This is a genomic window from Rhodoferax sp. (genome assembly GCF_039922535.1).
Lineage (GTDB): Bacteria > Pseudomonadota > Gammaproteobacteria > Burkholderiales > Burkholderiaceae_C > Rhodoferax_B.
In genome coordinates this window covers 20,591-30,512 of record NZ_JBDTEM010000363.1, presented here as the reverse complement: position 1 = coordinate 30,512, position 9,922 = coordinate 20,591, and the positions used below count along the sequence as shown (strand labels likewise).

Here is a 9,922-nt window from a genome sequence, read left to right as displayed (position 1 = left end):
GCCTTTACCCAGGCCGACGGCTCCACCACCCGCCGCTTTGGTGGCACCGGGCTGGGCCTGACCATTAGCCGCCAACTGGTGGGCTTGATGGGCGGTGAGATTGGCTTGACCAGCACTTTGGGCGAGGGCAGCGAATTCTGGTTCACCGTGCCGGTGCAGCAGATACCCAGCACCGATTTTTCGTCGCCCGACATGGTCCGCATCGATGCCCTGTTTGCCGACGACAGCCAAATCGCCCTGCGCGCCGTGGTAGAGATTGCCCAGGGCCTGGGCTGGAATGTAAGCGCGGTGGATTCCGGCGAGGCGGTACTGGCGCAGGTGCAGGGCCGTAAAAGCGGCAAGCTGCCCAACGTGGTGGTATTGGACTGGAAAATGCTGGGCATGGATGGCCTGGCCACGGCCCAGGCCCTGCGCGACAGCGTGCCGCCCGATGAATGCCCCATTGTGATCATGGCCACCGCCTACTCGCTCACCAGCCTGGCCAGCCAGCCGGGCGCCGACCTGGTGGATGCGATTCTGAGCAAACCCGTTACCACCTCCACGCTCTACAACGCCGTCATGAACGCGCAGCGCAGGCGCGCCCATGCCGTGGGCATGCATCAGGTCTTGCCGCAGGCGGTCGGTCAGGACTTGGCGGGGGTGCGAGTGCTGGTGGTGGACGACAGTGAAATCAACCGCGAAGTGGCGCAACGCATCCTGCACCAGCAGGGGGCCGAGGTGCTGCTGGCCGAGGACGGCCAGGCGGCATTGGACTGGTTGCGGGCCCAACCCAACGGTGTGGATATCGTCCTGATGGACGTGCAGATGCCGGTGATGGACGGCATTGAGGCTACACGCCAATTGCGGCGCATGCCGCAGTTCAACGACCTGCCCATCGTGGCGCTGACCGCCGGGGCCTTCAAATCGCAGCAGGAAGCTGCGCAGGCCGTGGGCATGACCGACTTCATCAGCAAGCCCTTTGACGTGCCCTCTACGGTGGCGTTGATCCAGCAGCTACGGCGGCGCAAGTCGGGTGCGGCAGTACTGCCGCTGCCGATGCCCCCCGGTACGGTGCCTGCCGCCTCGGTAGAGACCGTACCGCTCCAAGACACCTCGGTGGTGGACGTCGCGCAGGGGCTGCAGATGTGGTCGAACCTGCAGGTCTACCGTGACTATCTGCGGCGTTTCTCCAGCGGCTATGGACATGCGGTGGCCGACATGCATGCCAGCCTGGCGGTAGACGACCGCCCCGCCGCTGCCGCGTTGGCCCACAAGCTAGCAGGTGTGGCCGCCAATATGGCCCTGCCTGCCACCCACCGCCTGGCCAGCGAGGCCGAAAGGGTGCTGTCCATGGGCTATGACCCGATACCGGTTCTGGCCCGTCTGGATGACGCGATACGACAAGCCGTGGGGGCGATCGCGCGCTTTGCGCCCCCTGCTGCGCAGCCCGATGGCTCTGACCCTCTGGCCCGCAGTGCGCAGTTGGATTCTCCTGCGACCCGTACCGCCATCGAGGCGCACTTGCAGGCTTTGCTGGCGGCCTTGGATACCGATAACCCCGCACCGGTTGAGGCCCTGCTGACCCTGTTGGCGCAGCATGTGTCTGAACAGGATCTGGCTGTGGTGCGGACCTGCGTGCGCGGGTTTGATTTTCGGGGGGCCGAGGACTGCAGCCGCCAGTTGGCCCAGCACTACGGCATTACGCTGAAGGAGTAAACCATGTACGTCCCGACTATTCTGGTCGTCGATGATGAGCCCGCCAATCTGGCCATCATGCGCGAGATCTTGCAGAAAACCTATGTGCTGGCGTTTGCCCGCAATGGCACCGAGACCCTGGCCGCCGTGGTCAAGCACCGCCCGGCTCTGGTGCTGCTGGATATCGGGCTGCCCGATACCAATGGCTACGACCTGTGCCGACAGATCAAGCAGCGCGATGCCACCCAGAGCGTGCAGGTGATTTTTGTGACCGGCTATGCCGACATGGCGCACGAGGCCGCGGGCTTTGCGGCAGGTGCAGTGGACTACATCACCAAACCGGTGTCTCCGCCCATCGTGCTAGCCCGTGTGGCGGCCCATTTGTCGCTGGTGCGGGCCACCGCGCTGGAGCAGAGCTACCGCGATGCGATCCTGATGCTGGGCCATGCCGGGCATTACAACGACACCGATACCGGTGCCCACATCTGGCGCATGGCCGCCTATGCCCGCGTGCTGGCCCAGGCCTGCGGCTGGGATGCCGCCAGCAGCACCCGGCTGGAGCTGGCGGCCCCCATGCACGACACCGGCAAGTTGGGCATCCCCCAGGCGATTTTGCGAAAACCGGGGCCGCTGGATGAACCCGAATGGGTGGTGATGCGTACCCACCCGCAAATTGGCCACGATATTCTGAGCAAGAGCGAGGCCCCGGTGTTCCAGCTGGCGGCCGAAGTCGCGCTGCGGCACCACGAGAAATGGGACGGCAGCGGCTACCCCGACGGCTTGCGCGGGCAAGACATCCCCAAGTCGGCGCGCATCGTGGCGCTGGCCGATGTGTTTGACGCCCTGAGCATGCGCCGACCCTACAAGGAGCCCTGGCCGATAGAGAAAATCCTGGCCTACATCCATGCCGGTGTCGAGGTGCACTTTGACCCCATGGTGGTCCACGCCTTTCTGGGCATCCTGCCCGAGCTGCTGGACATCCGTAAGCAGTGGGCGAAAGTCGAAGAAGAGCAGATGCAGGATGCTGAACGTCCGTCCTGAATTTGCCGCACCGCATCGGTGCAGTGGGTCGAAAAATATTGGCACAAAACTAGCTTAAACCCCAAGAAGCTGACCGTTTGGTTAGCTTTATAGTGGGTTTATATGATTCAACTCCTTCTCCATGGTGTCCATGCAAGCGCCTGAGCCCTTAGAGGCTCCGCTGGCGGTCGAGGTCCGCCGGGCCAACGTCATTTACCCCGCTGCCGACGCGCCGGTGCACGCGCTGCAAGACATCGACCTCACGGTGCAACCGGGCGAATTCATCTCGCTGATTGGGCCTTCGGGCTGCGGCAAGACCACGCTGTTGCGCGCCATTGCTGACCTGGAGCCCATCAGCTCCGGCACCATGCTGGTGAACGGGGTCAGCCCGCACGCGGCGCGCCTGGCCCGCTCCTACGGCTATGTGTTCCAGGCCCCGGCGCTGTTCCCCTGGCGCACGGTGCTGGGCAATGTGCTGCTGCCCCTGCACATCCAGGGCCGCAACAAGGCCCAGAGCCAGCGCATTGCCATGGACCAACTGGCGCGGGTGGGCTTGCAGGGTTTCGAGAAGAAATACCCCTGGCAGCTCTCCGGCGGCATGCAGCAGCGGGTGTCGATTGCCCGGGCGCTGGCGTTCGAGCCGCGCATTCTGATGATGGACGAACCCTTTGGCGCGCTGGACGAAATCACCCGCGACCGGCTCAACGAACAACTGCAGCAGCTCTGGCAGCGCGAGCGCCGCACGGTGGTGTTTGTGACCCACTCGATTGCCGAGGCGGTGTATTTGTCCACCCGCATCGTGGTGATGTCGCCGCGGCCGGGGCGCATCGTCAAAGTGATCGACTCCACCCTGCCGGACGAGCGCCACCTGGGCCTGCGCGACACCCCCGAATTCATGGCGCTGGCCCATGCCGTACGCGAGTCCCTGGCGGATGGCCACCATTAAGCGCAGCTCTGCTTTCGATAGCGGCTTGCCCATTGCCACTGTGCTGCTGGGCGTGTTATTGCTGTGGATTGCGGGCGCGGTGTGGCTGAACGCGCCAGGAGCCATCGAGCGCGTGCTCAGCCCCCGGGGCACGGCCTGGGGCTGGACGGAGCTGGTCCAAACCACGCTGTCCATGCAGCGCCCGGTGCTGCCGTCGCCGCAGCAGGTGGCGGTCGATTTCTGGTCCAGTTTGGTGGATTGGCCGGTCGATTCACCGCGCAACCTGCTGTACCACGTGGCCGTGACGGCGCAGTCCAGCCTGCTGGGCTTTGCCATGGGCACCGTGTTGGGCCTGCTGCTGTCGGCGGGCATCGTGCATTCGCGCACGCTGGACCGGGCGCTGATGCCTTGGATCGTGGCCTCGCAAACCATTCCTGTGCTGGCGATTGCGCCCATCGTGCTGGTGCTGCTGGGCAGCCTGGGCTTCTCGGGCGTGTGGCCCAAGGCGGTGATCGCCATGTACCTGTGCTTCTTCCCGGTCACGGTGGCCATGGTGCAAGGCCTGCGTTCGCCGCAGCAGATCGACACCGAGCTGCTGTACACCTATGCGGCTTCGCGCTGGCAGGCGTTCTGGCTGCTGCGCCTGCCAGCGGCCTTGCCGTTTTTGTTCCCGGCCTTGCGGGTCGGCATTGCGGCCAGTCTGGTGGGGGCCATGGTGGCCGAATTGCCCACCGGCGCGCAGGCGGGCCTGGGGGCCAAGCTGCTGCTGGGCTCGTACTACGGCAACACCGTGGCCATCTGGTCGGCGCTGCTGATGTCGGCCCTGCTGGGGCTGGCCCTGACCGCCGCCGTGCTGGGTGTGGAGCGGCTGGTGCTGCGCCGCTTTGGGGGCCGGGTATGAAGGCGCGCAGCCCAAGGGCGGTGCTGGGGCTGGTGGTTGCCAGCATGTTGCTTGCTGCGGTTTTTATAGCTGTTCCCGCAGGTGCATCCAGCGCTAGCGGCCTATTTTTACCTTTATTTTTGGCCGTGCTGGTGGTGGCCGTGTGGACGGTGCGGGCCTGCGCTGCGCTGGACGGACGGCCTGCCTACGGCTTGCTGACGGCGGGTTTGTTTGGGGTGTGGCTGCTGTACTTTTGGCAGCTGCTGGTCACGGCGTATGACGTGCCCCGGGTGCTGCTGCCGTCGCCGCTGCTGATCGTGCAGGCCATGGCCGAGGGCTGGCCGGTGCTGTGGGGCGACTTTGTGCAGACCGTGCTCAAGTCGGTGGTGACCGGCTGGGTGCTGGGCTGCGGCCTGGGCTTTGCCGTGGCGGTGGCGATTGACCGCCTGCCGTTCCTGCAGCGCGGCCTGCTGCCGATTGCCTCGCTGACCAGCACCGTGCCATTGGTCGGGGTGGCCCCCATTGCGGTGATGTGGTTTGGCTTTGACTGGCCATCCAAGGCGGCGGTGGTTGTGCTGATGACCTTCTTCCCCATGCTGGTGTCGACCCTGGCCGGTTTGAAAGCTGCAGGCAAGCTGGAGCGCGAGCTGATGTACAGCTACGCAGCAGGCTACGGCCAAACCCTGCTGGGGCTTCGCCTGCCCAGCGCCTTGCCGTTCATTTTTGGTGCGCTCAAGGTCAACGCCACGCTGGCGCTGATCGGGGCCATCGTGGCCGAGTTTTTTGGTTCGCCCACGGCTGGGCTGGGCTTTCGCATTTCCACCGAGGCGGCCAAGATGCACATGCCGCTGGTGTGGGGTGCGATTGTGGTGGCGGCCCTGACCGGCTCGCTGGCCTACGCCTTGCTGGTGCAGCTGGAGCGGCGCTTTGCGTTCTGGCACCCTTCCGTTCGTTCCCGGTAAGTTCCCCACCCTAGGAGTATTCGATGCAGAAATTATCCAAGTTGAGCCAATGCCTGCTGGCCGCCGCTTTCGCGTTGGGCAGCCTTGCCGCCCAGGCGCAAGAAAAAGTCACCGTGCAGCTCAAATGGGTGCCGCAAGCCCAGTTTGCGGGTTACTACGTGGCGGCCGCCAAGGGCTACTACAAAGCCGAAGGCCTGGACGTAACCATCAAACCCGGCGGCCCCGACATCTCGCCGGTGCAGGTGATTGCAGGCAACAACGCCGACGTGATCGTCAACTGGATGCCCGACGCGCTGGCCGCCCGCGAAGCCGGTGTGCCGCTGGTCAACATCGCCCAGGTGTTCAACCGCTCCGGCCTGATGCTGACCTGCAAAAAATCCAGCGGTGTCACCAGCCCCAAAGACCTGAAGGGCAAAACCCTGGGCGTATGGTTTGGCGGTAACGAATACCCGTTCCTGAACTGGATGGCCAAGCTGGGCCTGAAACCCGATGTGGACATCAAGGTGCTCAAGCAGGGCTTCAACGTCGATCCGCTGCTGCAAAACCAGGCCGCCTGCGTGTCCACCATGGTCTACAACGAGTACTGGCAGATCATCGACGCGGGTGTCAAAGAGAGCGACCTGGTCACCTTCTTTTACGAAGACCAGGGCGCGGCCTCGCTGGAAGACGGCCTGTACGTGATGGAGCCCAAGCTCAAAGACCCGGCTTTTGTGGCCCGCATGGGCAAGTTCCTCAAGGCTACGTTCAAAGGCTGGAACGACGCGGTAAAAAACCCCGAAGAGGCCGCCAAGATTGTGGTGTCCAACGACATGTCGGGTAGCGCCACCCTGGCCGTGCAAAAGCGCCAGATGGAAAACGTGGCTAAGCTCATCACCACCGCCAACACCCCCAAGATGGGCTACCTGGAGCCCGCTGCCTACGAGCGCACGGTGAAGGTGCTGATGTCGGGCGGCAGTGCACCGGTGATCAAGAAAGACCCCGGTGCCGCCGCCATGAGCCACATCGTGTGGGAAGCGGCCACCAAAAAGTGATCTCTACCACGCAAGCCCCGGCGGATGCCAAGGGCCAGATCCGCCAGGCCAATGAAGAGCGGATTCTGGCCGCAGCAGAGCGCGTCTTTGCAGGGGCCGGGTTCAGCGGAGCCACCATGGCCCAGATCGCCGATGAATCCGGCCTGCCCAAGGCCAATCTGCACTACTACTTTGGCAACAAGGACGGGCTGTACCGCGCGGTGCTGGCCCGTATTTTGGAAGACTGGCTGGCCCCCACCCACGGCATCACGCCCGATGCCGACCCGGCCCAGGCGATTGGCGGCTACATCCGCAGCAAGATGGCCATGTCGGCCGCCCGCCCGCACGCCTCCAAGGTCTGGGCCAACGAGCTGCTGCACGGCGCAGCCGTGGTCAAGCAGCTGCTGGCCACCGAGCTGCGCGGTACGGTGCGGGCCAAGGCCGCCGTCATCGACCAGTGGATTGCCGAGGGAAAAATGGCCCCGGTGGACAGCACTCACCTGTTTTTCACCCTGTGGGCGGCCACGCAAACCTATGCCGATTTTGACGTGCAGGTCAGCGCCGTGCTGGGCCGCGCCAAGCTGACCCGTGCCGACCAGGCCCGCGCCACCGAGCATGTGGTGGCCTTGCTGCTGCGCGGCTGCGGCCTGCAGCCATGACATACGTGGTGGCCGTGGGCGCGTCCAACATGGACATCGCAGGTCACAGCGCCCAGGCCGTGGTGGCGGGCGACTCTAACCCCGGTCACATCCGTTTCGCCCCGGGCGGCGTGGCCCGCAACGTGGCCGAGAACCTGGCCCGGCTGGGCCAGCCCACGCGGCTGGTCAGCGCCGTGGGCGACGACGCACCGGGGCACAGCCTGCGCCATGCCACGGCGGCGGCGGGTGTGGAACTGCAGGCCTGTTGGGTGCTGCCGGGAGAGGCCACCTCCAGCTATGTGTCGCTGCACGGCCCGGATGGCGACATGGCGCTGGCCGTCAACGACATGCGCATCGTGGACCGCATCACGCCCGAGCGGCTGGCCCCGTTAGCGGCCACGCTGGCCAGCGCACAGGCCCTGCTGCTGGACTGCAACTTATCCGAGTCGGCACTGGCCTGGCTGTGCACGCACAGCGGCAGCGCACCGATTTTTGTCGATCCGGTGTCCACCCACAAATGCCAGCGCATTGCGCCCTGGCTACACCGCGTACACCTGTTGAAACCCAACCGGCTCGAAGCCCAGGCTCTGACCGGTCTGCCGCTGCAAACCCCCGACCATGCACCCACTGTGGCTGCCTGGCTGCACCACAAGGGTGTGCAGCAGGTGGTGCTCAGCCTGGGCACGCAGGGCGTGTTCTGGAGCGAAACCGCTGGCCCGCAAGGCTGGCAGGCGGCTCCCACCGGCCTGGTGGCCAATACCACCGGCGCGGGCGATGCGTTGATGGCCGGTTTGTTGCATAGCACGGTGCAGGGCGTGGGCCTGGCACAGGCCGTGCGTTTCGCGTCGGCCTGCGCGGCCCTGACATTGGGCGTAGAGGCTGCCAACCACCCGGCACTGTCGGTGGCCTTGGTACAGCAATGGCTGACCGCCCATCCTGCCTAACCGATCCAAGAGACTCCGATGAAGCCCTTTCCTTTTCTCGACATCCACCCCGAAGTGGCTGCCGCCCTGGCCGCCAAACGCCCCGTAGTGGCGCTGGAGTCCACCATCATTGCCCATGGCATGCCCTACCCGCAAAACGTGGCCACAGCCTTGCAGGTGGAGGCCGAAGTGCGCGCCCACGGGGCGGTGCCCGCCACCATCGCCATCCTGGATGGCCGGCTCAAGGTGGGTTTGACGGCCGCTGAGATCGAGCAACTGGGCCTGGGCGGGCGCGAGGTGGTCAAGGTCAGCCGCCGTGATGTTGCCTTTATCGTGGCCGCCGGGCAAACCGGTGCCACCACCGTGGCTTCCACCATGCTGATCGCCGCGATGGCGGGCATCCGTGTGTTTGCCACCGGCGGCATTGGCGGCGTACACCGGGGGGCGGCCACCACGTTTGACGTGTCTGCCGACCTGCAAGAGCTGGCCCACACGCCGGTGGCGGTGGTGTGTGCTGGCATCAAGTCGATTCTGGACCTGCAACTCACGCTGGAGTACCTGGAAACCCATGGCGTGCCGGTGGTGGGCTACCAGAGCGACAACCTGCCTGCCTTCTACACCCGCGACAGCGGCTTCAAGGTGGACTACCGGCTCGACAGCGCCGTGCAGATTGCCCGCGCCATGCACGCCCAGTGGGCCTTGGGCATGCCGGGCGGCATGGTGGTGTCCAACCCCATCCCCGAGGCCTATGCCATGCCCCGCGCCAGCATCGACGCGGCGATTGAGCAGGCGCTGCAGGAAGCCCATGCCCAGGGCGTGGCGGGCAAGCAGTCCACCCCGTTCCTGCTGGCCCGGGTGAGCGAAATCACCGGCGGCAATAGCCTGGCCTCCAACATCCAGCTGGTGCTGAACAATGCCCGTCTGGCGGCGGCCATTGCCATCGCCTACCAGCAGTTAGAGGGCTGAAACAATGGTCCACCGCAGCCACTTTGACGCGCAGCGGGGCCTGTCCGCCGAGGCCTGCGCTGCCTACGCCCGCGACGGCGTGCTGGTGTTGGAAGACTTTGTGCCGCAGGCGCAGTGCCTGGCGCTGCAGCAGCGGGCCCGCCAGTTGGTGGCCGAACACGCGCCTCGGGCCCCCGGCACGGTGTTTTCCACCACCGATCAGCGTCATGCGCAGGATGCCTACTTTGCCGCCTCGGCGCGCGGTATCGGGGCGTTTTTTGAAGCCGGTGCTTTCGATGCGCAAGGCCAGCTGTGCGTGCCGCTGGAGCGGGCCATCAACAAGCTCGGCCATGCCCTGCACGACCTGGACCCGGTGTTCCACGCCTTCTCGCACGGGCCGCGCCTGCAGGCGGTGGCCGAAGCCCTGGGCCTGGTGGCGCCGCAACTGGTGCAGTCCATGTACATCTTCAAGCAGCCTGGTATTGGTGGCGAGGTCAACTGCCACCAGGATGCCACCTACCTGTACACCGCGCCGCAGTCGGTGGTCGGGTTTTGGTTTGCCATAGAAGACGCGCACCGGGGCAATGGCTGTCTGGGAGGTCTGCCGGGCGCGCACCGGCACGGGCTGAAAGAGGTGTTTCGCCGCCAGAGCGACGGGGCTTTGCGCCTGGAATCCTTGCAGGCAGCCATGCCTTGGGACATGGATAGCCTGGAATGGCTGGAAGTCCGCCAGGGCACGCTGATTATCTTTAACGGCCTGTTTCCGCACCTGTCGGAACCCAACCATTCTGCGCAGTCGCGCCACGCCTACACCTTGCACGCGGTCAGCGGGCAGGCCACCTACCCGGCCAGCAACTGGATACAGCCCAGTGGTGTGCCGTTCACCGGCTTTTGAAAGGAGGCCGTCCCCAGCAGCCCCACCCCCGTTTGTTCCGATGCACGTTT

10 protein-coding genes are annotated in these 9,922 nt (G+C 65.3%); all 10 read left to right on the top strand.

Features of this window, described 5'->3' with window-relative positions; translation table 11 throughout:
• A partial coding sequence (locus ABI213_RS17435) for a response regulator (RefSeq protein WP_348028009.1) occupies positions 1–1,695 on the top strand: 1,695 nt, incomplete at its 5' end.
• A 3-nt stretch (positions 1,696–1,698) separates the two neighbouring features.
• Positions 1,699–2,715 carry an HD domain-containing phosphohydrolase gene (locus ABI213_RS17430; RefSeq protein ID WP_348007518.1) on the top strand — a complete coding sequence of 339 codons (1,017 nt, stop codon included), beginning with the start codon at positions 1,699–1,701 and terminating at the stop codon, positions 2,713–2,715.
• Positions 2,716–2,836: 121 nt separating this feature from the next.
• Positions 2,837–3,640 carry an ABC transporter ATP-binding protein gene (locus tag ABI213_RS17425; protein WP_348007517.1) on the top strand — a complete coding sequence of 268 codons (804 nt, stop codon included), beginning with the start codon at positions 2,837–2,839 and terminating at the stop codon, positions 3,638–3,640.
• A gap of 25 nt (positions 3,641–3,665) precedes the next feature.
• A complete protein-coding gene (locus ABI213_RS17420; protein ID WP_348007516.1) occupies positions 3,666–4,520 on the top strand; it encodes an ABC transporter permease in 855 nt (284 codons plus the stop codon).
• Positions 4,517–5,461: an ABC transporter permease gene (locus tag ABI213_RS17415; RefSeq protein WP_348007515.1), complete on the top strand. Its 945-nt coding sequence runs from the start codon at positions 4,517–4,519 to the stop codon at positions 5,459–5,461. The genes ABI213_RS17420 and ABI213_RS17415 overlap by 4 nt, the downstream gene beginning before the upstream one ends.
• 23 nt (positions 5,462–5,484) lie before the next feature.
• Positions 5,485–6,492: an ABC transporter substrate-binding protein gene (locus tag ABI213_RS17410; RefSeq protein WP_348007514.1), complete on the top strand. Its 1,008-nt coding sequence runs from the start codon at positions 5,485–5,487 to the stop codon at positions 6,490–6,492.
• Entirely contained in the window at positions 6,489–7,130 is a 642-nt protein-coding gene (locus ABI213_RS17405) for a TetR/AcrR family transcriptional regulator (protein WP_348007513.1), read from the top strand. Before ABI213_RS17410 ends, ABI213_RS17405 begins: the two co-directional genes overlap by 4 nt.
• Positions 7,127–8,053 (top strand): PfkB family carbohydrate kinase, encoded by a 927-nt coding sequence (locus ABI213_RS17400; protein WP_348007512.1) that lies wholly within the window; start codon positions 7,127–7,129, stop codon positions 8,051–8,053. Before ABI213_RS17405 ends, ABI213_RS17400 begins: the two co-directional genes overlap by 4 nt.
• A gap of 18 nt (positions 8,054–8,071) precedes the next feature.
• The gene (locus ABI213_RS17395) at positions 8,072–8,998 is read left to right on the top strand and encodes a pseudouridine-5'-phosphate glycosidase (RefSeq protein ID WP_348007511.1); all 927 of its coding nucleotides are present in this window, start codon (positions 8,072–8,074) and stop codon (positions 8,996–8,998) included.
• A 4-nt stretch (positions 8,999–9,002) separates the two neighbouring features.
• On the top strand, positions 9,003–9,872 hold the full coding sequence (locus tag ABI213_RS17390; protein ID WP_348007510.1) for a phytanoyl-CoA dioxygenase family protein: 870 nt from the start codon (positions 9,003–9,005) through the stop codon (positions 9,870–9,872).
• Positions 9,873–9,922: the final 50 nt, after the last annotated feature.